25 protein-coding genes and 1 tRNA gene are annotated in these 26,775 nt (G+C 65.6%); 15 read left to right on the plus strand and 11 right to left on the minus strand.

The window, feature by feature from the left end; translation table 11 throughout:
* Positions 1-12: 12 nt before the first annotated feature.
* The 3 genes from astD (at position 13) to Q1U94_RS04295 (ending at position 3,347) form a co-directional block, all read left to right on the plus strand.
* Complete coding sequence (gene astD, locus Q1U94_RS04285) at positions 13-1,461, plus strand: succinylglutamate-semialdehyde dehydrogenase (protein WP_366917254.1); 1,449 nt, start codon at positions 13-15, stop codon at positions 1,459-1,461.
* Positions 1,461-2,804 (plus strand): N-succinylarginine dihydrolase, encoded by a 1,344-nt coding sequence (gene astB, locus Q1U94_RS04290; protein WP_300542265.1) that lies wholly within the window; start codon positions 1,461-1,463, stop codon positions 2,802-2,804. Before astD ends, astB begins: the two co-directional genes overlap by 1 nt.
* Before the next feature lie 99 nt (positions 2,805-2,903).
* Positions 2,904-3,347 carry a response regulator gene (locus tag Q1U94_RS04295; protein WP_300542266.1) on the plus strand — a complete coding sequence of 148 codons (444 nt, stop codon included), beginning with the start codon at positions 2,904-2,906 and terminating at the stop codon, positions 3,345-3,347.
* Positions 3,348-3,356: 9 nt separating this feature from the next.
* Here Q1U94_RS04295 and phhA read toward each other — a convergent pair whose 3' ends face one another.
* The 3 genes from phhA to Q1U94_RS04310 form a co-directional block, all read right to left on the minus strand.
* Positions 3,357-4,238 carry a phenylalanine 4-monooxygenase gene (gene phhA / locus Q1U94_RS04300; RefSeq protein WP_300542267.1) on the minus strand — a complete coding sequence of 294 codons (882 nt, stop codon included), beginning with the start codon at positions 4,236-4,238 and terminating at the stop codon, positions 3,357-3,359.
* 159 nt (positions 4,239-4,397) lie between these two features.
* Positions 4,398-5,585: a beta/gamma crystallin-related protein gene (locus Q1U94_RS04305; RefSeq protein WP_300542268.1), complete on the minus strand. Its 1,188-nt coding sequence runs from the start codon at positions 5,583-5,585 to the stop codon at positions 4,398-4,400.
* Between the two features lie 123 nt (positions 5,586-5,708).
* Positions 5,709-7,838: an AsmA family protein gene (locus Q1U94_RS04310; protein WP_300542269.1), complete on the minus strand. Its 2,130-nt coding sequence runs from the start codon at positions 7,836-7,838 to the stop codon at positions 5,709-5,711.
* A gap of 148 nt (positions 7,839-7,986) precedes the next feature.
* Between Q1U94_RS04310 and Q1U94_RS04315 the strand changes: the two genes are divergently transcribed.
* The 3 genes from Q1U94_RS04315 (at position 7,987) to Q1U94_RS04325 (ending at position 9,953) form a co-directional block, all read left to right on the plus strand.
* Positions 7,987-8,769 (plus strand): M48 family metallopeptidase, encoded by a 783-nt coding sequence (locus tag Q1U94_RS04315; protein WP_300542270.1) that lies wholly within the window; start codon positions 7,987-7,989, stop codon positions 8,767-8,769.
* Positions 8,770-8,893: 124 nt separating this feature from the next.
* Positions 8,894-8,970: transfer RNA gene (locus tag Q1U94_RS04320), tRNA-His, on the plus strand.
* A 92-nt stretch (positions 8,971-9,062) separates the two neighbouring features.
* Complete coding sequence (locus Q1U94_RS04325) at positions 9,063-9,953, plus strand: alpha/beta hydrolase (protein ID WP_300542271.1); 891 nt, start codon at positions 9,063-9,065, stop codon at positions 9,951-9,953.
* Positions 9,954-9,972: 19 nt separating this feature from the next.
* On the opposite strand, the gene Q1U94_RS04330 is transcribed toward Q1U94_RS04325, so the two are convergent.
* On the minus strand, positions 9,973-10,368 hold the full coding sequence (locus tag Q1U94_RS04330; protein ID WP_300542272.1) for a DUF6491 family protein: 396 nt from the start codon (positions 10,366-10,368) through the stop codon (positions 9,973-9,975).
* Positions 10,369-10,524: 156 nt separating this feature from the next.
* Between Q1U94_RS04330 and Q1U94_RS04335 the strand changes: the two genes are divergently transcribed.
* The 4 genes from Q1U94_RS04335 (at position 10,525) to Q1U94_RS04350 (ending at position 13,517) form a co-directional block, all read left to right on the plus strand.
* Positions 10,525-11,328 (plus strand): hypothetical protein, encoded by an 804-nt coding sequence (locus tag Q1U94_RS04335; protein ID WP_300542273.1) that lies wholly within the window; start codon positions 10,525-10,527, stop codon positions 11,326-11,328.
* An 81-nt stretch (positions 11,329-11,409) separates the two neighbouring features.
* A complete protein-coding gene (locus tag Q1U94_RS04340) occupies positions 11,410-12,546 on the plus strand; it encodes a DUF2336 domain-containing protein (protein ID WP_300542274.1) in 1,137 nt (378 codons plus the stop codon).
* A 160-nt stretch (positions 12,547-12,706) separates the two neighbouring features.
* Positions 12,707-13,045, plus strand: coding sequence for a metalloregulator ArsR/SmtB family transcription factor (locus Q1U94_RS04345; RefSeq protein ID WP_300542275.1), 339 nt, complete (start codon positions 12,707-12,709; stop codon positions 13,043-13,045).
* Entirely contained in the window at positions 13,035-13,517 is a 483-nt protein-coding gene (locus tag Q1U94_RS04350; RefSeq protein WP_300542276.1) for an SRPBCC domain-containing protein, read from the plus strand. Before Q1U94_RS04345 ends, Q1U94_RS04350 begins: the two co-directional genes overlap by 11 nt.
* A 12-nt stretch (positions 13,518-13,529) precedes the next feature.
* On the opposite strand, the gene Q1U94_RS04355 is transcribed toward Q1U94_RS04350, so the two are convergent.
* From Q1U94_RS04355 to Q1U94_RS04370, 4 genes are all read right to left on the minus strand, one after another.
* A complete protein-coding gene (locus Q1U94_RS04355; protein WP_300542277.1) occupies positions 13,530-14,024 on the minus strand; it encodes an Hpt domain-containing protein in 495 nt (164 codons plus the stop codon).
* Positions 14,025-14,037: 13 nt separating this feature from the next.
* Entirely contained in the window at positions 14,038-14,466 is a 429-nt protein-coding gene (locus Q1U94_RS04360; RefSeq protein WP_300542278.1) for a response regulator, read from the minus strand.
* A gap of 103 nt (positions 14,467-14,569) precedes the next feature.
* Positions 14,570-15,334, minus strand: a complete 765-nt coding sequence (locus Q1U94_RS04365; protein WP_300542305.1) for an NAD kinase — start codon at positions 15,332-15,334, stop codon at positions 14,570-14,572.
* Positions 15,335-15,375: 41 nt separating this feature from the next.
* Positions 15,376-16,434, minus strand: coding sequence for a DUF2336 domain-containing protein (locus Q1U94_RS04370; protein ID WP_300542279.1), 1,059 nt, complete (start codon positions 16,432-16,434; stop codon positions 15,376-15,378).
* A 280-nt stretch (positions 16,435-16,714) separates the two neighbouring features.
* Here Q1U94_RS04370 and Q1U94_RS04375 point away from each other — a divergent pair, with 280 nt between their 5' ends.
* Complete coding sequence (locus Q1U94_RS04375) at positions 16,715-17,482, plus strand: class II aldolase/adducin family protein (protein ID WP_300542280.1); 768 nt, start codon at positions 16,715-16,717, stop codon at positions 17,480-17,482.
* 823 nt (positions 17,483-18,305) lie between these two features.
* Here Q1U94_RS04375 and Q1U94_RS04380 read toward each other — a convergent pair.
* Positions 18,306-18,830, minus strand: coding sequence for a cytochrome c family protein (locus Q1U94_RS04380; RefSeq protein WP_300542281.1), 525 nt, complete (start codon positions 18,828-18,830; stop codon positions 18,306-18,308).
* Positions 18,831-19,037: 207 nt separating this feature from the next.
* On the opposite strand from Q1U94_RS04380, the gene Q1U94_RS04385 reads away from it, so the two are divergent.
* From Q1U94_RS04385 to Q1U94_RS04400, 4 genes are all read left to right on the plus strand, one after another.
* Positions 19,038-19,880 (plus strand): sulfotransferase family protein, encoded by an 843-nt coding sequence (locus Q1U94_RS04385; RefSeq protein ID WP_300542282.1) that lies wholly within the window; start codon positions 19,038-19,040, stop codon positions 19,878-19,880.
* A gap of 5 nt (positions 19,881-19,885) precedes the next feature.
* Complete coding sequence (locus tag Q1U94_RS04390) at positions 19,886-21,316, plus strand: sulfotransferase family protein (RefSeq protein WP_300542283.1); 1,431 nt, start codon at positions 19,886-19,888, stop codon at positions 21,314-21,316.
* 6 nt (positions 21,317-21,322) lie between these two features.
* Positions 21,323-23,146 carry an ABC transporter ATP-binding protein gene (locus Q1U94_RS04395; protein WP_300542284.1) on the plus strand — a complete coding sequence of 608 codons (1,824 nt, stop codon included), beginning with the start codon at positions 21,323-21,325 and terminating at the stop codon, positions 23,144-23,146.
* A gap of 70 nt (positions 23,147-23,216) precedes the next feature.
* A complete protein-coding gene (locus Q1U94_RS04400) occupies positions 23,217-24,200 on the plus strand; it encodes a polysaccharide deacetylase family protein (RefSeq protein WP_300542285.1) in 984 nt (327 codons plus the stop codon).
* A gap of 6 nt (positions 24,201-24,206) precedes the next feature.
* Here Q1U94_RS04400 and Q1U94_RS04405 read toward each other — a convergent pair whose 3' ends face one another.
* Positions 24,207-24,854, minus strand: a complete 648-nt coding sequence (locus Q1U94_RS04405; RefSeq protein ID WP_300542286.1) for a response regulator transcription factor — start codon at positions 24,852-24,854, stop codon at positions 24,207-24,209.
* Positions 24,851-26,725 carry an ATP-binding protein gene (locus tag Q1U94_RS04410; RefSeq protein WP_300542287.1) on the minus strand — a complete coding sequence of 625 codons (1,875 nt, stop codon included), beginning with the start codon at positions 26,723-26,725 and terminating at the stop codon, positions 24,851-24,853. Before Q1U94_RS04410 ends, Q1U94_RS04405 begins: the two co-directional genes overlap by 4 nt.
* Between the last annotated feature and the right edge of the window lie 50 nt (positions 26,726-26,775).

Raw genomic sequence — 26,775 nt, forward strand, 5'->3', positions numbered from 1 at the left:
AAAGGTGACGAGATGCTGCTGATAGACGGTGAATGGCGCGACGGCGCCGGCGCGGACTTCAACTCGGAAAACCCTGCAGACGGGTCGAGTGTCTGGAGTGGCCGTGCCGCTGCGCCCGGGGACGTCGATGCCGCCTTCAAGGCCGCCCGTTCGGCCTTTCCGGCCTGGGGGCGCCGCCTCTATCCCGAGCGCGCGGCCATTGTCGAAGCCTATAAGGCCCATCTGGAAAACCACAAGAGCGATCTCGCCGAACTGATCTCGCGCGAAACCGGCAAGCCGCGCTGGGAAGGCCTGGCCGAAGCGGGCGCAATGATCGGCAAGATCGAGATTTCCAGAAAGGCCTATGCCGAGCGCACCGGCGAACAGTCCGACGATACGGCTTTCGGCTATGCCGCCCTGGCGCACAAGCCGCTGGGCGTGATGTTCGTGCTCGGCCCCTACAACTTCCCCGGCCATCTGCCCAACGGGCATATTGTTCCGGCCCTCCTGGCCGGCAATACGGTCGTGTTCAAACCGTCCGAACTGACGCCGGGCGTCGGCGAATTCATGGCCAGGGCCTGGCAGGCCGCCGGCCTGCCTGCGGGTGTTCTGAACCTGGTCCAGGGCGCGCGCGAGACGGGCGCGGCTGCGCTCGATCATGCCGATCTCGACGGGGTCCTGTTTACCGGCTCCTGGCCGACGGGCCAGTTCATTCACAAGAAGTTCGCCGGCCGCACGGGCATCCAGCTGGCGCTGGAAATGGGCGGCAACAATCCGCTGGTCGTCTGGGATGCCGGCGATGCCGAAGCGGCCGCCCGGATCGCCGTGCATTCGGCCTATATCACCGCCGGTCAGCGCTGTTCCTGCGCGCGGCGCCTGATCGTGCCCGAGGGCGATGCCGGGGAGGCCCTCCTGGCCGCGATCGACCGGATTGCCGGCCAGCTCACCATCGGGCGCTGGGACGGGGACCCCGAGCCCTTTATCGGTCCGCTGGTCTCGGCCCGGGCTGCCAGGGGGGTGCTGGCCGCCCAGGACGATCTGATCGCCAGGGGCGCCAGGGCGATCCGCAAGGCGCAGACCGTGGACGAACTGGGCGGGGCCTTCCTGCGCCCGGGCCTGATCGACGTCACCGGTATCGATGTTCCGGACGAGGAAATCTTCGGCCCGGTCATACAGGTCACCCGTGTGGCGTCTTTCGATGCGGCGATCGCGGCGGCGAATGACACCGCCTACGGCCTGTCGGCCGGTCTGGTGTCGGACAATGAGGAGTTGTGGGAGCGCTTCTGGGTGGAAGCCCGCGCCGGCATCGTCAACTGGAACCGGCCGACCTGCGGAGCGGCCTCGAACATGCCGTTTGGCGGGCCCGGCCAGTCCGGCAATCTGCGGCCGAGCGCCTACTATGCCGCCGATTACTGTGCCTATCCCGTCGCCACCCAGGCCGCGAACAAGCTGGAACGCATGCCGGTCAAGGGAGTGGATTGATGTCGCGGGCAGTGGAAGCGAATTTCGACGGCCTGGTCGGCCCGACGCACAATTATGGCGGCCTGTCCGAGGGTAATCTGGCCAGTGCGCGCAATGAGGGTCTGACATCGTCGCCGCGCGCCGGCGTTCTCGAGGGCCTGGCCAAGATGAAGCGCCTGGCCGATAGCGGCCTGGTCCAGGGCCTCATTCCGCCGCATGAACGCCCCTATCTGCCGCTGCTGCGCCAGGCCGGGTTTTCCGGGTCCGACGAGGCCGTGATCGAGGCGGCCTGGAAGACGGCGCCGGGTCTCTTGCGCAAGACCTCCTCGGCCTCGCCGATGTGGGCGGCCAACGCCGCCACCGTGTCGCCCTCGGCCGACACCGCGGACAGACGCCTGCATTTCACGCCGGCCAATCTCCTGACCACGCTGCACCGGTCCATCGAGGGACGGCAGACACGCCGCGCCCTGCAATGGGCCTTCCCGGACCGGCAGCGGTTCGAGGTCCATGACGTTTTGCCCATGCAGCCGGACTTTGCCGATGAGGGCGCCGCCAATCATGTCCGCCTGTGTGCCGAACAGGGCGGGCCCGGTGTCGAGATCTTTGTCTATGGCCGTGAGGCCGGCGAGGCCTGGAGCGGAAAATTCCCGGCCCGCCAGACCCTGGAAGCCTGCCAGGCCGTGGCGCGCGCGCACGGGCTGGATCCGGCCCGCACCGTCTTCATCCGGCAGTCCGAAGCGGCGATCGAGGCCGGCGCCTTCCACAATGACGTGGTCTGTGTGGGTACGCGCACCACACTTTTCTTCCACGAGAAGGCCTTCGCCAATCGCCAGGGCGCGCTGGACGCGATCCGCCGTGTGGCCGACGGGCTGTTCGAGCCGGACTTCGTGGAAGTGCCCGAGGCCGAGGTGGCGATCGGCGATGCCATCACCAGCTATCTATTCAATTCGCAATTGCTGGAATGGCCCGGCGAGGACCGCCTGGTACTTGTTGCGCCGGCGGAGACCGAGGAGACGGCGAGCACGCGGGCCTATTGCGCCGCCATGACGGCGGGCAACGGGCCGATCGGCCGGGTCGAGTTCGTCGATGTGCGCCAATCCATGCGCAATGGCGGCGGACCCGCCTGTCTGCGTCTGCGTGTCGTGCTGACCGAGGCGGAACGGGCTGCCGTCTCGCCGAACGCGCTGATGACGGATGCGCTCTATGCCCGGCTTGTTGAGTGGGCGCAGCGTCACTATCGCGAGAGCCTGGCACCCAACGATCTGGCGGACCCCGCGCTCCTGCGCGAGTCACGCGAAGCGCTCGATGCCCTGACGCAGATTCTTGGCCTGGGGCCGGATTTCTACCCGTTCCAGCGCGGATGAGAGCCCGGTAACCAGGATTCCGGCCGGTTTGGATAGGCTCTATCCAAACCGGAAAATCATGATAGTTTGCGCGCTTCAATTCGTCGGGGGAGAGACCAATTGAGCGAAGGTCAGCGCGTTTTTGTTATTCTGGTCGATGACGATCCGGACGAACATTTCCTGTTCCGGGCCGACCTGGAAGACGCCGGCGTGCGTTTCGAATTCGAAGCGTTTACGCGGCCGGAAGACGCACTCGCTCATCTCAAATCGGGTCCGGGACGCCCGGTCCTCATCTTCACCGATCTCTCGCTGGCCGGGAGCGACGCCGTCGAATTCATCCGCGACGTCCAGCCCTTTCTCGGCGGTGGCGCGGTGGGCGTCTATTCCGGAGCCCGCAATCCGGAAAAGGAAGCCAAGTGCCGCGATGCCGGCTCCAGCTTCTATATCGTCAAGCCGGTGACGCGCGACGTGTTCGAGAAGACGGTTGCCGGCCTGGGCTCGATGGCACTCGTCGAGGCCGAAGGCGAATTGCGCCTGGTCAGCACCGACAGCGAAGCGGCGTAGATTTCTGTCCTATACCGCCTCCGCATGCGCCGTCAGGCCGCCTGCCTTGGCGTATTCCTGGGTGCCGCGGGTATAGACTTTGTCGCCCTCAATGACGTCGGAGGGTTTGAGTTCGCTCATGCCCGGCAGTTTCTCGTAGATCGGGGCAAAGTCGCGATAGGTCGCTTCCATCAGTTCATCATAGCTGTCGATGACGAAATAGGTCTGCTGGAAATCGTCATAGCGGTAGTCCGTACGCATGATGCGTTCCAGGTCGAAATGGATCCGGTTGGGTGAACGCGCTTCCAGGCAGAACACGGACTCCGCGCTGGAAGAGACGATGCCCGCACCGTAGATGCGCCGGCCCTCCGGCGTGTTGATCAGGCCGAACTCGACCGTATACCAGTACAGCCGCGCCATGTGCTTGATGGCGTCGAATTGCAGCGAACGCAGCCCGCCCTTGCCATAGGCCTCCATATAGTCGGCGAAGACCGGCTGGGTGAGCAGGGGCACATGGCCGAACACGTCGTGGAAGATGTCCGGCTCGGGCAGATAGTCCAGCTTTTCCCCGTCGCGGATGAAACGGCCGGAGACGAAGCGGCGATTGGCCAGGTGGTCGTAGAAATCCTTCTCCGGGATCAGGCCGGGCACGGTGACCACGGTCCAGCCGGTCAGCTTTTCCAGTTTCTCGTTGACGCGGCGGAAATCGGGAATGCCGCCCTCATTGAGATTGAGCAACTCCAGGCCTTTGAAATGCTCCGGTGCCGCGCGGCCCTTGAGCACTTTCATCTGGCGATCGTATAGCGTGTTCCAGATCTCGTGTTCCTCGCGCGAATAGCGCTCCCACTTCTGGTCGATGGTAAAGTCGGCGGCGGGGGTCTGTTCCGCCACAATCGGGTCATTGACGGGCATGATACGGAGTCCGGCAGCTGGATAGTTTCATTTGTAACCAAATATACGCCCGTTCGCGGCCGCACCCAAGGGGTGTTGGCGGTAAAATCTGACGTGAAGACGTAAAACGCCGCCCCGATCGTGCGGGGCGGCGTTGGCATGTGCGTCAACCGTGCGCGATCAATCGGTGCAGAGCACGTTCACAATCGGTTCGCACTGGCCGCCGCGGCAGGCCTCATTCTCGCCCAGATACCAGGTGCGCGCACGGCTGTAGCGGTCGACCTCGTAGAATTCGGCGCGGCGCAGTCCTGCCGAACGGCAGATCGCATCGGCCGTTTCCTGGTCGCAGCGCCGGCCATAACCGCCCAGGCAGCGGTCTACGGCATAGCCGCGGATTTCCGGGCGCGGGAAGAAGACGGCATCGACACCGCGCACCCCGCCGGTCACATCCGGACGATAGCCGCCGGGATAGCCCGGACCGCCCGGTCCGCCCCAATGATCGTCGATGCGGCGCAGGGAGGTGACCTCGTTGCGCAGGCCCAACTGGCCCAGATCGCGGATCTCGCCTTCAACACGCTGGCAGCGCCCGCCCAGATGATCGTCTTCGCAGATCACCCAGATCTCGCCGCGGGCGACGATCAGGCTGTCGGCACGGTCGTTGAAGCCCAGCGCTTCGAGATTGGCCACGTCGTGCGTGACATCGACACGCTGGCCGCTGAAACCGGGTCCGTCATAGAGAAAGACGCCCGAACGCGGCCGGTCAGGGCCGCCGCCGGGCCGGCCGGGACGAGCCCCGAAATCCGGTTCGACCGAGGAAATCTCGCCCGCCATGCCGCCGCCGATCGAGGGGATGTCGCCGCTGATCTCCATGCAGGCCCCCCCGAAATCGGCATGCTGACAGGCGCGCCAGTTGCGCCGGCCATTGTGCCGGACCGAACGGGCCATATCGTTGAAGCCGACGCTTTGCAGATTGGGCGTGGTCTCGGTCAGCGTCACCGAACGGCCGGTATAGTTCGGGCCGGAGTAAAGCGTGATGCCCGGCCCGCCCGGACCGTATCCGGCGGGACGCAGCGAGGTGATCTGGTTGTTCATCCGGCCCAGGGAACGGGCATCGCCGGAATGGACCTCGCAGGTGCCGTTGAAATCGTCGTGCTGGCAGACTTCCCACTGGCCCGATACGACGCGCAGCGAGGAGGCGCGGTCATTGAAACGCATCGCGCTGAGATTATTGACCTGACCCGTGACGCGGACCTGCTGGCCGGTGAAATTGGGCCCGTCATACAGGATGATCTCCTGGGCCGCGGCCGAGGCTGAAAAACAGCCACCGGCCAGAGCCAGCGCTCCGATTGCGGCAGTGCGGATGGACATGTGCGTTCTCTCCCTCGTGAACCGGCTATGTCGTAAATCCCAGCCCTAACGCATGCCAGGTGAACCCGCGTAGAGCGGCGGGTTCATCGGCGGTTCATGGGGCCGGCTGTGTGGCGCGGGCGCTCAACCCCGGTTGGGGTCGCCGCCGTCCTCGCTGTCCTGTGTCTGCGATCGCGACCGGCTCTGGTTGAGCAGGCCGCGCAACAATTGCTCGGCGGGATCGGCCTCTTCCTCGGTGGCCTCGTCCCCGCCCTCCTGCCGTGAGGGCTGGCCCAGTCCGATGGCATCCATCAGCGAATTGCGCACCACGTCTTCCGGTGATTGCGACCGGTCGCCGCCCAGCGCATTGCTCAGCGCGCCGCGCACCAGGGCCTGGGCGACGGCTTCGGTATCGACACCATAGCGCACCGAATTGAACCCGCCCTGGAAGCGGATGGGCACCACGACGCCGCGCAGATCGGTAGTGCCACCCTGACCCTCGATCGTCGCCACGGCGCGCGGGCGCAGGCGGTAGTCCAGGGTCTGCTCGGCGAGGTCGACCCAGCCCGTGCCTTCCAGCCGCAGCAGCGGGGAGAGCATCAGGAGATCCTGATTGGTCACGCGGCCGTCGACGATGTTGAACGTGCCGCCCAGACTGGTGAAGTCCGTGGTCTGGGTCTCGCCCACACTGGCGCGTTCGCTGTCGCTCTCGCTGGTATCGGTCTCGCCCTGTGTGCCGCCGGACTGACGGCTGTCCAGAAAGCCGGACACATTACGGATGGTCTGGGCGATATTGATGCCGACAATGGCGCCGTCGGCGAAGTTGAAATTCCCGCTACCGTCCAGCGAGCGCATGATCGCCGCCTGGCTGGCGCCGCTGGCGGTGAAATTCAGCCCCATCGTGCCGGTCCCGGCGAGGCGTTCGAATCCGGCTGCCGCCTCAAGGAAGGGCAGGGCGTCCAGACCCGACAGGCTGGCCTGCAGCGAATAGCTGGGCGTGGCCGAACGGGCATTGGCCACCACGGTGACATTGCCCTGGCCCTCGTAAAGCGTGAATCGCTGCAGCGTTGCGGTCAGGCGGGCATTCTCGATCAGCACGTTGAGCGCGGCATCGGTGACGGTGATGTCGCGGAATTGCAGCGTGCCGACGGCGAGGTCGAGATTGGCGTCGACAATGCCCAGGCCGGCCAGGTCGATCGGCGCCTCGCTCCAGGGCGGAACGCCGCCACCGCCGCCGGCGGGCTGGCCGGCCGGTTCGGGCAGATAGGGCGTGACATCCAGTGCGGGCAGGTCGAGCCGGCCGGTCAGGCGCGGCCGCGCGCCGCCGAGTGTGGCGGTGAGATTGCCCGACCCGGCGATATCGTCCAGCCGGATCGATTGCGCGGTCAGCGACAGCCGGTCGGGACGTCCGGCGATCTGCCCGCGGGCGCTGAACCGGCGCAATCGATCGCCCGGCGGCAAGTCGGCCCCGGCGAAGGCGGCCAGGGCGCGGATCGAGGGAATGTCGGCCGAGAAGCCGCCGGCAAGCTCAATGCCTTCGGACGCGGGAACCTCCCCGTCGAAACGTACATCCAGAAGATTGCCGCCCAGCGACAGCGCCAGCGGCGTGGCCCGGCCCTCGAAGAAGTCGCGGACGGAGCCGAGCTCGGCATTGAAACTCATCGCCTCGCCATCGGCGGACAACGTGCCGTCGATCATGGTGCGTTCGTCCAGCGAGGGTAACTGCACTGCGACGTCGAGGCCGGTGATGCTGCGCGTCCGGGTGCCGTCGGAATAATGGATGGCGGCGTTCTCGATACGGACATCCCCGAAACTCGCCTCGATCGGCAGGGCGCCCGGCCGTCGCACGAAACCGGTGCCGGAGGAAGCGGGCGCTGCGGCGGTCCCGTCCGAGGCGAAGGTCCAGTTATTGGCGCCGCCGCGCTGTTCCAGCCGGATCGTGGGTTCGACCAGGACAAATTCGGTGATCTCCACCCGCCGCGAAAGCAGCGGGATCAGCCGTACGCCGACCCGCATCTCCGTCATTTCGGCGAAGGGTTCGGCGCCGAAACCCTCGGCATTGGCGATGGCCACGTCGCTGGCGCGCACTTCCACCCGCGGCAGGAGTGTGAGGCGCACATCGCCGGCCAGCGACACCTCGCGGCTCAGCGCGTCGCTGGCGGCCGTCTCCACGCGGTCGCGATAGGCGGAGGCGGGGATCACGGCCGGCAGCAGGAAGGCCGCCCCCGCAACAATGACGACGAGAAGGATCAGACCGGTACCAAGGCGTTTCATGCAGGCTAGCTCCCATCCGGGTTGACGACGCACGTTAACAGCGGCTTTTGTCGCTTTCTTGGCGAGACGCGCGCATTCTTCTGGGCTATTCTAACGGAGATTGTGTCGGAAAACCAAAGGGGAAGCTGGTATGCCGGACAAGTCCTCCATGTCCTTGATGCGTCGGCGTGAACTGATTATCGGCCTGGCCGCAGGCACGGTCCTGCCCTTCGTGCCGGGCTGTGCCGACAATCCCGCCCTGGGGCGTTCCCAATTGATGCTGATCTCCGACGGTCAGCTGGCCCAGCTCTCCGACCAGGCCTGGCAGGACAGCCTGCAGCGCGAACGCGTGCTGCGCGATCCCGCCTATACCCGCCGTCTCCAGCGCGTCGGCGAACGCGTCGTGCAGGCCTCCGGCCAGACGCATCACAACTGGGAATTCGTCGTCTTCGATTCGGACACGGTGAATGCCTGGGTGCTGCCCAACGGCAAGGTGGGTTTCTACAAGGGCATTCTCGACATCATGGCCACCGACGACCATCTCGCCACGGTGATGGGTCACGAGGTCGGCCATGTCGCCGGGCGTCATTCCGCCGAGCGCGCCAGCCAGCAGATGGCGGCCCAGATGGGAGTCTCCCTCCTGGCCAGCGCCATCGGCTCGTCCAACAGCCAGTATGCGCAATACTCCAACGATATCGGCGCCGCCCTGGGCATGGGTGTGACCTACGGCATCATCCTGCCCTATTCGCGCGAGCACGAATACGAGGCCGACCGGCTTGGCGTCGACTATATGGCCGGCTCGGGCTACGACCCGCGCCAGGCGGTGGATTTCTGGATCGCCATGTCGACCATGAACGAGCACCATGTGGCCGAATTCGCCTCCACCCACCCCTCCGACGAAAGCCGCATCGCCGAGATGCGGCGCCATATCCAGGCGCGGGGCTATGCCTGAGCCCGGCCCGCAGGCAGGCCGGCCGACCTGCCTGCAAAAGCCCTGACAAGCCTGTTGCCAGTGAGCGGCACTGGCGCTAGTTTCCCGCGCCTCACGCCCCGGTTCACCGGGCCGCGCGACGCGTGCCGCCTTAGCTCAGTTGGTTAGAGCGCTAGATTGTGGATCTAGAGGTCCCCCGTTCGAACCGGGGAGGCGGTACCATTTTCAAATCCACGCCATTCACCCACGACTGCACCGCGCCAATCCCGTCGCGCCCCGGGCTGCGCTAGGGTGAACGCTGTTCAGGAGCTGGAATGGCGATGTACGCGACCCGATCCCACACAACCTTGCCCGCCCGCCGCAGTTTCGACCTTCCCGGCGGCACCATGGCGGCCTGGCACTGGCCCAATCCCGGGGCGCCGCGGCTTGTCTTTGTGCATGCCAACGGGTTCTGCGCCTCGGCCTATCGCCGGGTTCTCGAACCGCTGGCCGATACCTACGACATTCTCGCGCCGGATCTGCGCGGGCACGGGCGCACGGCGTTGCCGGCCGATCCCGCCACGCATCGCAGCTGGGATGTCTATGCCCGCGATCTCCTGGCCCTCATCGAAAGGCTCGGCCGCCGGCCGGACGTGATGGCAGGTCATTCCATGGGGGCCGTCGGGGCACTTATCGCCGCATCGCGCCTGCCCGACGTGCCGCGCCTGGCGCTGATCGAGCCGGTCGTCCTGCCGCGCTCGGTCTATGCCGTGTCGCGCTCGCCGCTGGGCTTCCTGATGCGCAACCGCCTGGCCATCGCCAGACAGGCGCGCCGCCGCCGCAATAGCTGGCCTGACCGGGCCGCAGCGCTGGCGCGCTATGCGGGCCATCCCACGTTCAGGCGCTGGGCGGCGGGCACGCTGGAGGATTATCTCGAAGACGGGCTGAGGGAGACGGAGGCGGGCACCGTGGTGCTGGCCTGCAATCCGGCCTGGGAGGCGGCGAACTACGAGGCGCAGGGGCATGATCTGGGCCGCGCGGCACGCCGGGCGGCGCCGCAGGCCCGTGTGCTCAAGGCCGAACACGGTTCGACCGTCGTGCGCGCCCCGGCGCTCGCCGGGCGAGGCGCCCGGCTGACAGATATGGACGGGGTCGGTCATCTCGCTCCGATGGAGGCGCCGGAGCGCGTGGCCGCCTGGCTGAAGCAGGCGGCTGCGCCCGGCTGACCGCCTGTCGCGGCCGCGATCAGCTTTCCGGCGTTTCCGCCTCCGCGTCGGCCACGGCCTCGGCACGCTCTTCGATCAGCGTGCGGGCGGCATCGACACTGTCGACCTCTTCGATCGTGTCGATATAGCAGCGATGTTCCTCGTTCACCGTGATGTATTCCATCATCGGCGCGTAGAGGGTCGTCGTCGGCGGGAAACTGGTGCCGATCTGGTGCCCGAAATTAAGGTCGTAACAGCGCGTGCGCAGTGTCACCAGATAATGGCGGCTGGCACCGCCGTTCAGGACTAGGTGTTCCCGGTCGATCACGGTATAGCCGTTGACATTGACCAGGCGGATACTGTCGGCCAGCGCCGGGCCGGCGCAAAGGGCAAGGCCTGCCGTGGCGGCGAGTATGGACGATGTCAGACGTCGCATGGATGTCTCCTTTTCTTTCGTCCCTCGATTACAGGATATCGTACTGACTGCCCGTACGGTCAAGCGGCGTCCGGGCCGGGGCGTTAACGCCGGATTAGCCATGCCGGGCGATGGTCGGGTTCGATTCGTCGAACAACCGATTCCCCGGAGAGCGATGTGGTCAGCCCCGTCGAGAGCCATAATCAGGACTTCATGACGCGCACGCTGCGCCAGGCGGCCAGCGAAACCGGCACGGATTTCAACTTCCTGCTGCGCACCGCCGCGCGCGAAAGCAATTTCGACGTCCGCGCCGAGGCGACGACGTCCAGCGCCACCGGCCTGTTCCAGTTCATCGAGCAGACCTGGCTGGGCGTGATGCACCGCCACGGTTCCGACCACGGTTATGGCGACGCCGCGTCCGCCATTTCGCGCGATGCCGGAGGCCGTTACGTCGTTACGGACCCGGTCCAGCGCCAGCGCATTCTCGACCTGCGTTTCGATGCCGAGGCCTCGGCCCGCATGGCCGGCGAGCTGGCTGCGGAAAATGCCGGCCAGATCGAAGCGCGGATCGGGCGCCCGGTATCGTCCGGCGAGCTCTACGCGGCCCATTTCCTCGGTGCCCAGGGCGCAGCCAGCCTGATCGAGGCCGCGGAGACGACGCCCGACGCGCGGGCCGACCGGCTGTTTCCGGCCGCAGCACAGGCCAACCGGGCGATTTTCTACGAGAACGGCCAGGCTCGCTCCGCCAGCGAGGTGCTCGCGACATTGACGCGCGAACGGCCCGTTCCGGCCGTTCCTGCCGGACAACCCGATAGCGCCGGCGGTCAGGTGCAGCTGGCCGGCCCGGCCTCGCCGGTGCGCAATGCGGTGGTGACCCCGGGCAGTCATCGGGTGGGCAATGGCGAATTGTCGCCCGCCCTCGTTGAAATCCTCGCCTCGCTCGACGCACCGCGCGCGGCCGGGCGGGTTCGCAATTCGTAAAACGGGCGGGGCGGCGGCAAGTTTTCGTTAAGCATGGCGGGGCTAGGCTCTGCCTTATCTGACAATGAGATGGACCGTGTCATGAGTGTCGTTGCCCTGCGTAACCGGCTGACCCAGGAGGACATCCGCCGCCTCGTCAAAGGCGGCAGCGACGAGGATCGGGCGCTGGCCGCCCGCAAGATCTGCCGGCGCATGGATGCGGCCAATCTCACCGACGCCGAACGTATGGCGGCTCACGATATTCTCGAACTCATTGCCCGCGATGCCGCCGAACTGGTGCGGCGCGCCCTGTCGGTGACCCTGCAGAATTCGCCCAACCTGCCGCGCGATGTCGCCCTGCGTCTGGCCATGGACGGCGATGCCGTCGCGACGCCGGTGCTGGAATCCTCCCCGGTGCTGCAGGACGAGGACCTGATCGCCGTGCTGACGCAGGCCGACACGGCCAAGCGCTGTGCCATTGCCGGGCGCAAGCAGGTTTCGCCGGTCGTCGTGCACGAAATTCTCAGCTCCGGCGACGGCGAAGCGGTCTCGGTGGCTGCGGCCAATGACGGGGCCGAGTTCGATGGCGCCGCCTATCAGCGCGCCTTCGCCGAATTCTGCGAAAACGGGATGGTGATGGATGCCTTCGTGGCCCGCTCGCACCTGCCGCTGGACGTCACCGAACGCCTGATCTCGCACATTTCCGACACCGCCCTGCAACGCTTGGTCAAGCGCCATGCCCTGCCGCCCCAACTGGCCGTCGAGATCGCCGAAGGGATGCGCGAACGGGCCACGCTTGACCTGGTCGATCAGGCCGGGCTGGCGCACGACCCCAAGCATTTCGTCCAGCAATTGCGCATGAATGCGCGCCTGACCCCGTCGCTGGTTCTGCGCGCCCTGTTGCGCGGCCATGTCGCCTTTGTCGAACACGCCTTTGCCGAGCTGGCCGGCATTTCCCACGGCAAGGCCTGGCTGCTGGTGCACGATGCGGGACCGTTGGGCCTGCGTGCCGTCTATGACCGCACCGGCATGCCGCCACGTCTCTATCCTGCGATCCGGGCCGCCTTCGACGTCATCCATTCCATGGAGATGCCGCACGACGAGGCCGGCCGCGCCCGTTTCCGCCGCGCCCTCGCAGAGCGCGCCATCACACGCTTCCAGGGCATTCCCGAAGCCGATATCGATTATGTGATGAGCCGGTTCGACGAGGACGTCGAACCGTTGGCCCGGGCCGGCTAGGCACGGTCCGGATTGTCCGCAGAAAGGGGGCCGCCGGGTTGCGGCCCCTTTTGTTTGCAGCGGAACCCCTGAACTGCCCGGCGAGGCGTACACGCGCCCTTGCTCCACGTGTCGCTATTAAACACTTGCGTTAATTAACAGCTATGTTAAATGATACGTCATGATGTCCGAGCAACTCGACAACACGTTTTCCGCCCTTGCGCATCCCGTCCGGCGGCAAATCCTGGCCCGCCTCGCGGCCGGCGAGGCCACTGTGAAGGAACTGGCCGCACCCTTCGAAATGAGTCTGCCGGCGGTTTCCCGGCACATAAAGGTGCTGGAGCGCGCCGGTCTCGTCGTGCAGGGCCAGTCCGCACAGTTCCGGCCCTGCATGCTCAATCCGGCGCCCTTGCGGGAGATCGCGTCGTGGGCAGAGCAATACCGCCCCATCTGGGAAGCACGGTTCGACAAGATGGAATTTCATCTCAAACAGCTGACGGAGAATGGGGATGACGACTGACAATGACTGGGTGCGTGTCGAACGCCGCATAAAGGCGCCGATCGGGAAGGTGTGGGCGATGTGGACCGACCCGAACCTGTTCCGGAAATGGTACGGACCCAATGGTATGACGGTGCCGGCGGCGGAAATGGATGTTGTGGTCGGCGGCCGGCGGAAGGTGTGCATGCAGATGCAAACACCGGAGCGGACAATGACGATGTGGTTCGTCGGCGAGTACAAGGAAATCGATGCGCCCAGGCGCCTCGTCTACACGGAGAGCATGGCGGACGAGGCCGGCAATATTGTTTCGCCGCAGGGCATGCCCGAGGCGCATCCGGATGTGACCGAAGTGATCGTCGAGCTGTCGGAATCGGACGGGCACACGCTCATGAAAATGACCCATGTCGGCGTGCCTGCGGGATCGGCCGGTGCGGGCGGCTGGGCGCAGGCGATCGACAAGCTGGAAGCCCTGTTCGCCGGCGCGCGGGCCTGACGGGGCCGGACCTCAGTCTTCCCAGGGTTCGGCGAAAGCGATGGACTGTTTTTCCAGTTCGACCGCCAGTTCCGCGGCGACCGGGTCGTTGGCGTCGCGGATATTCTGGTTCAGTGCGGCACGGATGGCGCCGACATGGGCCAGGGCGAGGCCGACCGGGGCCTTCTGGCGCTTCTCGTCCAGATCGATCAGCTTGGTCAGCGAACCGGCCAGGCGCGTGACGATCGGGAATTCATAGGTCGTGCCCAGGCCGCGCAGATCGTGGGCACGCACAAAGAGTTCCTCGCCTTCCGGCCCTTTCAGACCCTTCTCCTTGACCACTTTCGCAGCCGCTTCAAGCTTGTCGACTTCCTCTTCCAGCCACTGGCCGAAATCGGCGCGCAGATCCTTCAGCGCTTCCTCGGCCTTCTCGATCATGTGCAGGTCGCCCTGGCTGATCGGGCCGCCGACCTTGGCCTGGAGGAGATTGGGGACCGAAATCACCTCAACATCGTTTTGCTTGGCCATTGAGTGATTCCTCTTAGTTCGCGTAGGCAAGTCGCGTGCCCGCTTCAGCGCGCGAGACGGGGTTGTCGTTGAGGGCTTCCAGCATGGTCGATGCCAGCGAAGCCGCCGTGAAGGGTTTGACCAGAAAGGCGTCGACGCCGGCCTGGCAGGCTTCGGCAATCCGCGCGCCGTCGCAGTAGGACGACAGCATGATCACCGGTACGAAGGGGGCGGGGCTGCCGGCCGGCCGCCGCAGCGAACGCACGAAATCGAGCCCGTTGCGCGGTTTCATCTTCCAGTCGGTGATGACCAGATCGACGGTCGAGCTGGCAAGCACGTCCAGCGCCCGGTCCACCGAGGCGGCCTCGATCACCTGGGCGCATCCAAAGGCATGCAGCGATACGCGCAATGCGCCGCGCAAGGCGGCATTGTCGTCGACGAGCAGGACACGCAGCTGCGTCATGTCCTTATCGAGAGCAGAATGCGTCATAGGGTGTGGGCCGGTCCGGTGCGAACAATCCTGGCACCACGCTAGCGCGGCTTGCTTAACGCGAGCCTAAGCCCGATCAGGATTCGAACTGTTCGATCAGGATGCGCTCTGCGAGGTCGCGGCCCTTATCATACAGCAAAGTCAGCGTGACGTCGCTGGCTTCCACGACGTCCACCCGCGCGACCTCGCGGAACTCCCGGTTGTCGGCCACGGCCGAGACGGGGCGCCGCCGCGGCTCGACGATTTCAAACCCCACGCGCACCGTGTGCGGCAGCAGCGCGCCGCGCCAGCGGCGGGGCCGGAAGGCGCTGATCGGCGTCAGCGCCAGCACCTTGGAATCCAGCGGCAGGATCGGGCCGTGGGCCGACAGATTGTAGGCGGTCGATCCGGCCGGCGTGGCGACCATCACCCCGTCGGCCTGCAATTCGCCCATCCGGTCGCGGCCATCGATGGTGATCTTGATCTTGGCGGTCTGCCGGGTTTCACGCAGCAGCGAGACCTCGTTGATAGCCAGGGCCTCGAAGGGCGTGCAATTGACGTCCTCGCCCCAGGCGCGCAGCGGGTGGATACGGACCGGTGTGGAGGTGGCGATGCGCTGGATCAGGCCTTCGGCCCGGAAGTCGTTCATCAGAAAACCGACCGAACCGAAATTCATGCCGTACACCCTGGCGCCGGTGCGGATCGAGGTGTGCAGCGCGTCCAGCATCAGCCCGTCGCCGCCCAAGGCCACGATGGTGTCCGCATCGTCCAGCGGGACGCAGCCATAGATCTCTTCCAGACGCGCCTTCGCGGCCTTGGCTTCGGGCCTGTCGCTGGCCAGAAAGGCGAGTGAATCGGGGATGGGAGGGCTCTAGTGAAAGACGTTGCCGAACAAGTCGTTATTCAAGCCCTGGAACCCATTTGACGCAAGACCTTTGCAGCCTTTTCCGATCCGTACATGCGGAACACATTGGCGGCTGCCGACATGGCATCGCCTTCTAGCGACTGATGCATCCGGCCCGAACGCTGCAGTGCCTTGTGGATGATCGGATAGGCGGTGCGGTCCAGATTCGCGGCCTGGCAGGCCATGGCCGCCGCCCGCACCCCGCCCATCGCCAGCGCGACGCGCCATTGCGAGGTCTTGATATTGCACAATTGCGCGATGGCATGGTCGAAGACGGCTTCTTCACCCCGCTTCAGGGCGTCCAGCGCGTACTGGCCGGTCAGCTTGCCGGCCTCGGCTGCCTTGGCAACGGTCTCGGCTGCGGCCCGGTCGACATTCTCCGGCGTCGCGCCCAGAGCGGCCTCGATGGCCAGGGTCTCCACCTTGTCCTTGTCCAGGGCGAACCGGCGATAGAGCTCCTCGCGCCAGTTTTCCGGCAGCATGATGCACAATTGCGTGGCGTATTCGGTCGTCAGGTCGTGCCGGCGGGCGAGGGCCTCGCGCAGCTTGGGGTGGTCGCGGGCCACCGTCAGGCAAATCTCCAGCGTGTTCTCGCTGATCTCGGCCGTATCGTTGTTGGCCAGGGCCCGCAGCACGACGGCCTCGCCGGGCTTGGCCAGCGTGTCGGTGACCGCCAGGCACAGATTGGCCCGCATCGCCAGCACGCGGCGGTGTTCGGTCGAACCGGATTCGGCCAGTTCGACCATGTCCTTCCGGGTCAGCTTGTCGCTCTTTTCGATAACGACCGCCGCGATCTCGATCGGCTCGAAGGCAAAATACCGGATGGCATCGTGCGGTGCCCAGTTGCAGCCGGCCAGCTTGGTTGCGACGGCGACTTTGGTCTCGGTATCGCTCTTGCGCGACAGCGTTACCAGCAGATCCCCGGCAACGGACTCGATTTTCGGCGCCAGCGGCTGGGCCACGCACAGATCGGTCACGCCGAGCGCAAGCGTCCGGCGCTTGTCCGGATCCTGAATCCGGGCCAGGACATTCATGGTTTCCGCTGTATTAACGTGCATTGTATCGGCGGCTTATCGGTTTTCGTTGCCTTACATGAAGACAGGAACGCCTTGAAAACTTGTTAATTCCCGCTGCCGCTCGCCTGGATGGATATCGCAGGACTTGGGCGCCGGCTCAATTTGCGCACTTTATTGTAACGGGTTGAGTAAAGGACAAGCACAGGGCGAGCCGGTTCCGGCCTGCCGGACCTTCGATCCGAATGTAGGTGTTTGACGTGCGGCGCGTGTCGGCCGATCCTGTGCCCGTTGGCGATAATAAACAATTCCCCGGGAGGCTTACATGGACGATCAGGCCAATCTGTCGGTCAAGGATCAGGTATCGGACGAGGAGTGGAAGGCGCGTTGCGATCTGGCCGCACTCTACAGGCTGGTGCACATGCACGGCTGGGACGATCTCTTCTTCACCCACATTTCAATGCGTGTCCCCGGACCGGAGGAGCATTTCCTGCTCAATCCCTTCGGCCTGCTGTACGAGGATGTGACCGCGTCGAACCTCGTGAAGATCGACCTGGAAGGCAATGTGCTGCCGCCCTCGCAATACGGCATCAACCCGGCCGGCTTCACTATCCACTCGGCGATCCACGAAGCGCGGTCCGACGTGAATGTGGCGCTGCACCTTCATTCCGATGCCGGCGTGGCGGTCGCGGCGCAGAAGGGCGGGCTGCGTCCGATCTCGCAGCTGGCCATGAACATCATGAACGATGTCGCCTATCACGATTATGAAGGTCTGGCGCTGGAAGAGGACGAGAAGGTGCGTCTGGTGAAGGATCTGGGCGAGAAGAATCTGATGATCCTGCGCAACCACGGCACATTGTCGGTTGGCGACCACCCGTTTAGCGCGTATATTCGTATTTATCTACTGGAGCGTGCCTGCAAGGTGCAGGTGATGGCCCAGGCCGGCGGGGAGCTGATCGAATGGGATCGGAAGATGCAGGATCGCGTCTTCGGCCAGTCCGACCAGATCGCCGCGAACGAATTCTTCAAGGAAATCGCCTGGGCGGCCGTGCTCGACCGCGTGCGCCGCGAAAGCCCCGGCTTCGACGCCTGACACTGCTGGCCGGCCTCGCCGCGCTGACCGCGCCGGCGCCGGCTGCGGCCGGCGCCTGGCCGCAAAAGCGCGGCGAGGGGCTGCTCATCGTCACAACGCTCGCCGACCGGGCCGATCTGGCCTTCGATGCTGAAGGCGGGCGGGTCGATGACGGTTATTTCTACAAGGACGAAGCGTCGGTCTATCTCGAATACGGGCTGACCGGCCGGGTCACCCTGGTGAGCCGGCTGGCCTGGCAGGCCGTGCGCCGGCGCCATGGCGACATCATCGACCAGGCCCGCGGCCTTGCGGCAAGCGAGATCGGTCTGCGGCGGCCTGTCTGGACCGGCGATCGCCAGGTCGTGTCGCTCCAGGCCATCGCGCTCCTGCCCGGTGCGGGCGAGAATGTCTCCAACCAGCCGCTGGGCGATGGCGACACTGCATGGGAGGTGCGCGGGCTCTGGGGCCGCAGTCTCGGCCGCGGCCAGTTCGTCGACCTGCAGATCGCACATCGCTGGCGCGGCGGCCGCGACCTCGACGAAATCCGTTTCGACGTGAGCTGGGGCTGGGCCCCGGCCGGGCGCTGGCAGGTTATCGCCCAAAGCTATTCGGTCTGGAGTGCCGAACCGGCGCGGCCCGGCCGGCCGGAATTCGAACAGCACAAGCTGCAGCTGTCCGTTGGGCGCGCGGTCGGCGCGGCGGAATACCATGCCGGTATCGCCATCACGCCCGCCGGCCGCAATGCGCTGGACGAACGGGCGGTCTTCCTGTCGGTGTGGCGGCGTTTCTGACGCTAGAGCATTTTCAGCGAAAGCGGGCGCCGGTTTCGCGGTTCGAAAATGCTCTAGTCGGCGGTTTCCACCGCCATGTAGGCGATCACGTCGCGCCGGTCCTGCGCATCGCGCAGGCCCACAAAACTCATCCGGTTGCCCGGTACGAGGGCGCGCGGATTCTCGATCCAGGCATCCAGCGTGGCCGCATCCCAGACCAGGCCGGACTCGGAGAGCTGGCGCGAATAGGAAAAGCCCTCGGCGCTGGCCGCTGCCGCGCCGACGATGCCGTGAAGATTGGGTCCGACCGTATGCCGGCCGCCGTCGTTCAGCGTGTGGCAGGACTGGCAGCGTCGGAACTGGCGGGCACCGTTGCCCAGATCGGCATCGGCATAATCGCTTCCCAGCGCGGCAAGAATGGCCTGTGCATCGCTGTCCGCGTCCCCGCCGGCCTCAGCGGCCGGCTGATCGGCGGCGGACGTTTCGGTGACCGTTTCGGTGGCCGGGCCGGACGGTTCCGCTTCGGCGGTGTTGTCCGGACCGCCTCCGCAGGCGGTCAGGGCCAGGGTGGAAACAAGCGGAACAAGATTGCGCAGCATACGGAAACTCCCCGGGTTTCGAACCGATGGTGCAAGACATAGCGCAAACCGCCCGCCTCGCTATGCGTCACACTGCCACCTTTCGCAGCACCCCGCACGTCAGGTTGTGCCGGGCTTTTTTCGCTTGTGCAACATGCGCATTCCATGCCCAAATCACGGCTGGCCCGCGCAGGTCGATTATCGCCATGCGCGCTGCCTGGGGACAGGATGAGCATACCAGCCGGGCTGGCGAGCATTCTCATGTGCGGGGCCGGTCACTCGGGTTCGACCTTGCTGGGGATGATCCTCGGCAGTCATTCGCGCGCCTTCTACATGGGAGAGGGCGGCAAGGCGCGTTATCTCGGCGACGCGTCCAAGCCCATGCGCAAGCGTGTCTGCAAGATCTGCGGCGAGGACTGCCCTGTCTGGTCCGGCTTTGTCTGGGACGGAGAGAGTCCGCTGCATGCGCGCGTGGCGGAGCATGCCGGCCGGCCGGTCATTGTCGATTCCACCAAGGATGAGGCCTGGATCGAGACCCGCGCCGCGGAGACCCTGCAGCTGGGCGGGCGCGCCGTCCTGATCCTGCTGGGCCGCGACGGGCGGGCCGTGGTCAATTCGCGCATCCGCAAATATCCTGACCGCGATCCGGAAGCCCAGATCCGCGACTGGGTCGACAAGATGGCGCGCAGCGAAGCCCTGTTCGACCGTTTCGACGGGCCGAAAATCCGCGTGCGCTACGAGGAACTGGCCACATCCACGCAGGATGTCGCCCGGGCCATCTGCGCGCTGGCGGGTCTCGATTTCGAACCGCAGATGCTGCGCTATTCCCGGGGCGACCATCACGTTCTGGGCGGCAATAGCGGCACCCAGTTCATCGTCGCGCGCGAACAGCTGGACGATCCCGATGCGGCCTTTGTCAGCCTGAACGGCCGCACGCGCGGCTATTACGAAAACCATCCCGGCGGCATCGAACTGGATTTGCGCTGGCGCGAGGAATTGAGCGCCCCGCATCTCGCCCTGTTCGAGAAACTGGCCTCGCGGGCCAATGAATCCTTCAAGTGGGAAGAATAGACTCAATGGCGAAAGTAGATTTGGTCTTCCGTCAGATCGACGAGCGTACGCGTGATGTCGCCCTGGAACTGGCTAAACAGCATATCCGGCCTGAAAACACCTATGTGATCGACAACGTCCGGCCCTTCACCGAGTGCGTGAACCGGATGCTCAAGATCGACCATGACTGCGACTATGTCGTCTATGTCGATGCCGACTGTCTCATTCTCGAAGACATGCGCGCCTTCATCGATCAATGCGACGCCCCCTATGTCGATGCCTATGTTTCCGACCGGTTCCGTGGCCGGCTGCATTGCGGCGTGCACATCACCCGCATCGACCTGGTCCGTGCCATGGCCGCCACCGAGGTGCCGCAGAGCGATCTGAAATACGTGCTGCGGCCGGAATCGCGCCTGCGCAATCTGGCGATGAAGAAGATGGGCGAGGCCAAGGCCTTCCGGAATTTCGACATCCTGCACGACCATTTCCAGGCCTACAGCCATATCTTCATGAAATACGCGCTGCGGGAATTGCGCAGCCGCACCAAGGTGCAGCGTGTGCGGCTCAACCGCTCCATGAAGCGCTGGACCTATACCGAGGGCGAATTCTGCGACCTGACCATGGCGCGCCATGCTGTGGACTATGCCCGGCGCATGGTGCCCGACGGCGCGACACCCGAGGAGGTTCACGCCTTCATCGCCGCCCTGCCCGAACATGCTGCGACAGAGCTCGACAAGCTGGGCCTTGCCGAGAAGGGCGATTTCACCCGGGCCGAACTCGATCGGTGGCTCGACGCCCACAGCGACCGCATCGCCTACGGCCAGAAGGCCGACAAGCCGAAAGTCTTCGGACTGGGCCTGTCGCGCACCGGCACGCGCAGCCTCACCTCGGCGCTGCAGATGCTGGGCTTCGACACCTCGCACTATCCCATCGACGAGGATACATATATCGAACTGGCCAACGCCCAGTACGATCTCACCCTGCTGCGCTTTTACGACGGGCTGACCGACATCACCACGGTGCCTTTCTACGCCCAGTTCGACAAACAGTATCCCGGTTCGAAATTCATCCTCACGGTGCGCGACAAGGAGGCCTGGCTGGGTTCGTGCGCGCGCCACTGGTACAACCGGCCGGCCTTCAAGGAGGTCGAGGACCCGGACGAGGAAGTGCATCTGCGCATGAGACAATTCCTGCGCGCCTCGGTCTATGGCTGCTACAATTTCGACCCGGACCGCTTCTCCTATGTCTACGACCGGCACGTCGAAGCGGTGATGGACTATTTCAGGGACCGGCCCCAGGATCTCCTGGTGCTGGACGTGTGTTCCGGGGAGGGTTTCGAGCGTCTCGCCCCCTTCCTCGACCGGCCGGTGCCCGCGGAACCCTTCCCGCACAAGGGTGCCGTCCTTTCGCAGACCATGCTGGCCGAAGCCGATACCAAGACGGCGCGCGTCGCCTGACGCATCATGACCGACGATCCGACAGATGCGGAATCAGCCTGGCCTGCGTGGCCGGGCCGGCAGGGCCTGCGCCAGGCCTGGCGCACGCTGGGCATTGTGGCGCACACCCGTCCGGGACTGGCCGTTGCCATTGCGGTCTTCACCGTGGCGGCGGCGCTGCTGCCGCCGGCGGCGCTCTATGTCTCCAAACTCATCGTCGACGGGGTCGTGACCGCGATCGAGAGCGGGGCGGCGGCCGACCGGAATGCGGCGCTGGTCTGGGTGGCGGTGGAGTCCGGATTGCTGGCCGTGCTCCTGGCAGTGCGGCGCATCCTGGTCTTTCTCAAGGGCCAGCTACATGCCGAGCTGGGCTTTGCCGTTTCCGACATGATCCTGGCCAAGGCCGATGCCTTCTCACTGGCCCAGATCGAGGATGCCGAGATCCAGGAAAGGATCATCCTGGCGCGCCAGTTCGCCGCCAGCCGGCCGTATAATCTGGTCAACCGCATCTTCGAGGCGGCCCAGCACGGGCTGACCCTGGTCTCGATCCTCGTCCTGCTGGCCGCCCATGCGCCCTGGCTGGTCGCGCTGGTCGTCCTGGGGGGGCTGCCTGTCTTCATCGGCAATCTGCGCTTTTCGGGTGACGCCTACCGTTTCTACACCGGCCGCACGCCGCAAATGCGCGAGCGCAGCTATCTGGAAAGCCTTCTCACCCAGGAGGGTTCGGCCCGCGAACGCCTGCATTTCGGCCTGGGCCCGGAATTGCGGCGGCGCTTTTCCGCCCTGTTCGAGGCGCTGCACGGCGAGGATACGCGGCTCAAGGCGCGCCAGACGTTTTTCGGATCCGCGCTGGGTCTCACCGGCGCGGCGGTCTTCCTGGGCGGCAAGCTGTGGATCGTCGCCGTCACCATTGCCGGCCGTTTCACCCTGGGCGAGATGACCATGCTGGTCGGCCTCCTCAAACAGGGCCAGGCCGGGGTCAACAATCTTCTCTCCAGCTTCGCGGGCAGCTATGAAGACCTGCTCTATGTGGCCAGTCTCTTCACCCTGCTGGACATGCCCGTCGAGGACCGCGAGGCCGGCGCGGCGGCGGGCCCGCTTCCGGGAGACGGGCTGCGTTTCGAGAATGTCGGCTTCACCTATCCGGGCCGGGCCCGGCCGGCGCTGGACAATGTCAGCTTCCACCTGCCGCCGGGCTGCCGCCTGGGCCTGGTGGGCGCCAACGGGTCGGGCAAGACCACGCTGGTCAAGCTGGCCGCCGGGCTCTACATGCCGGATACGGGCCGTGTCACGCTGGACGGGCTGGACCTGAAACACTGGAACGGCGCGGCCCTGCGCGCCCGCATCGGTGCGATGTTCCAGCCGCATGTGAACTACAAGCTGACCCTGAAGGACAATATCGCCGCCGGGGCGGGGCTGGCCGAACCCGATCCCGGCCGGCTCGACCGGGCCATCGAACGGGGACTTGCCACCGATCTGGTGCGCGATCTGCCCGGCGGGCTGGAGGCCCGGCTGTCCAAACGCTTCCTCGACGGGCTGGAATTGTCCGGTGGCCAATGGCAGCGCCTCGCCATGGCTCGCGCCCATCTCAACGAGACAGCCGACATCCTCATCCTGGACGAACCGACCGCCGCCATGGACGCTGCCGCCGAAGCCGAATTCATGGCCCGCGACCTGGGCGGCAAATCCCTCATCCTGATCTCCCACCGCCTGGCCAATCTGCGCTCGGCGGATGTGATCCTGGTGCTCGAAAAGGGGCGCATCGCAGAGTGCGGTGAGCATGATGCGCTGATTGCCGCCGGCGGGGTCTATGCCGACCTGTTCGAAACCCAGGCAGAGGCCTATCGCTAGGGGGCGGGGCGCTTGTCTTTCGCGCTAATGGGCGACAGGATGCCGGCGGGGGCTCCCGGAAGGAGTTGTTGTGCGTACCATTCTGTTTTTTCTGGTGATATTATCACTCCTGGTCATGCCTTCCGTGGCGTCCGGCCAGACCGGGCCTTCTCCGGCCGATCGCCGCATCGCCCTGAGTTTCGACGATGCCCCGAGAGGCGATGGCCCGATCTTTACCGGCGAGGAAAGAACGGCGGCGCTTCTCGACAGTCTGCAGACCGCCGGTGTCGGGACCGCGGTCTTCTTCGTCACGACACGGGGGCTGGACACCCCGGCGGGCCGCGAGCGAATCGCCCGCTACGCCGAAGCCGGCCATCTCATCGCCAACCATTCCCACAGCCACACCTGGCTCAGCGGTACCGATCCCGACGCCTATATCGCGGACATCGATCGGGCCGAAGGTCTCCTGCCACCCCATGTGCAGCGCCGTCCCTGGTTCCGTTTTCCCTTTCTCGACGAAGGGAATGAGCGCGAACTGCGGGACCGGCTTCGTGACGCTCTGGACGCGCGCGGGCTGATGAACGGCTATGTCACGGTGGACAATTACGACTGGTATATTGACCAGCGCTGGCAACAGGCCGTGCGCGACGGGCGGCCGGTCGATCGCGACGCACTCCGCCGGGCCTATGTCGACTTGATCCTCGGGGCGGTCGAATTCTACGATTCCCTGGCCGTGAGCACACTCGGCCGCTCGCCGGCCCATGTTCTTCTGCTGCATGAAAACGACCTTGCGGCGGCCTTTGTCGACGACCTTGTCATTGCGCTGCGTGTGGCGGGCTGGACGATCGTGAGTCCGGACGAGGCCTATGCCGACCCGATCGCCTCCATCGTTCCGCAGACCCTGATGACGCGGCAGGGGCATGTCGGAGCGCTGGCTGTCGATGCCGGAGCCGATCCGCGAACCTTCTCGCACCGGGCGATCGAGGAAGAACAGATCGACGCCATGCTTGAGGAACGCGGTGTATTCGGCGAACCACTTGCATCCGATGGGGGACAGAGAGAGAAATCGGGATAGAAAGGCCTATTCCCGCCCCTCGGCGGTCAGACCCATCCGCGTCGCATGCCAGGACGCTTCGGCGCGCGAGGAAATGCCCAGCTTGCGGTAGATCGACTTGATGTGGCTGGCCACCGTGCTCTCGGCGAGATCGAGACCGGCGGCCACGTCCACATTACGCAGGCCGCGCCCGATGAGGCCCAGCACTTCCCGTTCGCGTGCCGTCAGGTCCTCGTCGGGATCGGCGGCCGGACCGGTGTAGCGGAAATGCTCCATGATGCGCCGGGCGATGGAGGGCGAGAGCGCCGGAATGCCATCGGCCAGCCGCTTCAGCTGGGCAGTGAGCAGGTCGGCCGGATTCTCCTTCAGAAGATAGCCTTGAGCGCCGGCAGAGAGCGCGGCGACAATGTGTACGTCGTCGCCCATCACCGTGGTGACGATCGGGATCGCTCCGGGGCAAACGAGTTTCAGGCTGCGCAGGACTTCCAGGCCCGACCCGTCCGGCAGGCCCAGATCGATCAGTGCCAGGTCGCAATCCGCCTGTGCCGCCGCGGCGAGGCCTGCGCGCATGCTGGCCGCCTCGTCGATCCGGCAGCCGGGGAAGGCGTCATTTGCGATATCCGCGAGCCAGCGGCGTGTCTGGGCGACGTCTTCCACGATCAGAATTCGTTTCATCTCTGCCCTCCCGGCGGTGTCTCGAGCGGAAAGCTGACGCGGATCCGTGTGCCCGCCGCCGAGCTTTCATATTCCAGCTGTCCGCCAAGTCCGGCAGTCCGGCTCTGCATGTTGGACAGGCCGTTGCCTGACGTCACCGACGCGGGATCGAAGCCGTGTCCGTTGTCGCTGATTTCGAGCGCAGCCATGCCTCCGGCCCGCCTCAGCGCGAGAGACAGCCGGCTGGCGCCGGAATGGCGCATCACGTTCGAGACGGCCTCTCGGATGATCGACCGGAGCCCGTGGGTGGCCGGGGTGGACAGGTCGGGTGCCTGGCCGATCTGGTTCGACCAGTCCAGACCGATTCCCACCGCGGAAAGGCGTTCCGCCGTCTCCACGCGCAGTTCGGCGAGGGTTTCGTCAAGGTCTATGCCCGGGGTTGCGGCGTTGTTGATGATGTCACGCAGGTCGGTCAGCGTCTCGCGAATCATCAGGTCCTTGCGGTCCCGGTCTCCCGAATGCAGCGCGCAGAGCAATTGGGCGCCGATATTGTCATGCATGTCGCGGGCGATGCGGCTGCGCTCTTCGGCAACGCCCAGATCATAGGCCCGACGGCTCTTTTCGGCGTGTGCCATCAGCTCGATCAGACGGCGTGCCGTTTCAAGATGCCTTGGTGAAAACAGAGCCCGGCCGCGCCAGGGATAGCGCAGCATCAGACCGGGGTGTCCGGTCAGCGCCGGCAGCCGCATCTCGACACCGTCCTGGCGAATTTCCGGTTCGCCGTCGAACAGCCCGTCCTCGACAATCTCCAGCGGCTCGAAGAGGCGGTCCAGCAAGGTGCGCCAGCGCTGGTTGCGCGTCCGGTCCGAGGCGCCGAAGGCGATGTCCACGACGGCTCGGAAAAGCTCGTCCTCCCGGAGCCCCGGCCGCGGCAATATGCGCTGCGCGGCGATATCGCGAAGCGGCAGGTAGACGAAAGCAACCGCAAGCAGGGCCAGGGCGAATGCAGGGCCCGGCTCGACCGAGACGACAGAGATCAGCACCCCGTCCACCGCTAGCAGGATGAGCGCGCCGGCTGCATAGAACAGGAGGCGGAAGGCCCAATCGCCCAGGTCGAACAAGCGGTAGCGGCGCAGCCCCGCTGCCACGCCGATATAGATCAGGAGGAAGAAAGCGAACGAGTAATGGGCCTCGATAATGGGCTCATGGCCCAGCATCGCCGGAATCGCCGTCATGGTGATGAAGCCGCCCGCCCCGAACAGTACGGCCAGTCCGAACCAGACCGCGACGGCCCGGGCCCGGGGGTCTCGGCCGGTGACAATCATCTGTGCGCCGGCCGCCAGGCAGATGGCCAGCATTTCCAGCACGGTGATGGTGTGGACATTGGTAAGGCCGCCTCGCGGTACACCGGCGAGGGCCAGCAGAGTCCACAGACCGAAGACGAGACTGGAACCGATCGCCAGGATGCGGCGGGCCGGCAGCCGGCCGGGATAGATCAGGAAGAGCGCGATCATGGCGATGCCGAAACCCGACGCGCCGATCGAATTGGTCATGGACAGGGCCGTCACGACATCGTCGCTCAGCGGAGCGATCCCGAAGCGCCACGGGACCGGCGCATAGGTGAAGGCCATCGTCGCCAGTCCGCTGAGCGCGAACAGGCGTGTCGCCGTGTCGCGGGGCCGCAGGGCCCACACCCAGCCGGAGATCGACAATGCGCCGAAGCCGACGGCGATCTGGATCCAGAAAACATGCCCCAGCTCTGCAATCGAGCGGAAGGGCTGGTCCGCTTCGGCGGGGCGCAGGGCGGTCCAGGTCACCGCGGCACTGGCGGCCAGGCTGACAAACAAGACGAGCACCAACCGCGTATTCGGAGGCAGACGGGTCTGTCGCATATTCATCCTGTCTGGTGCCCCCCTGTACGCCAGCGACCCAGTTCATAGAC

This window comes from Maricaulis sp. (genome assembly GCF_030149515.1).
Classification (GTDB): domain Bacteria; phylum Pseudomonadota; class Alphaproteobacteria; order Caulobacterales; family Maricaulaceae; genus Maricaulis.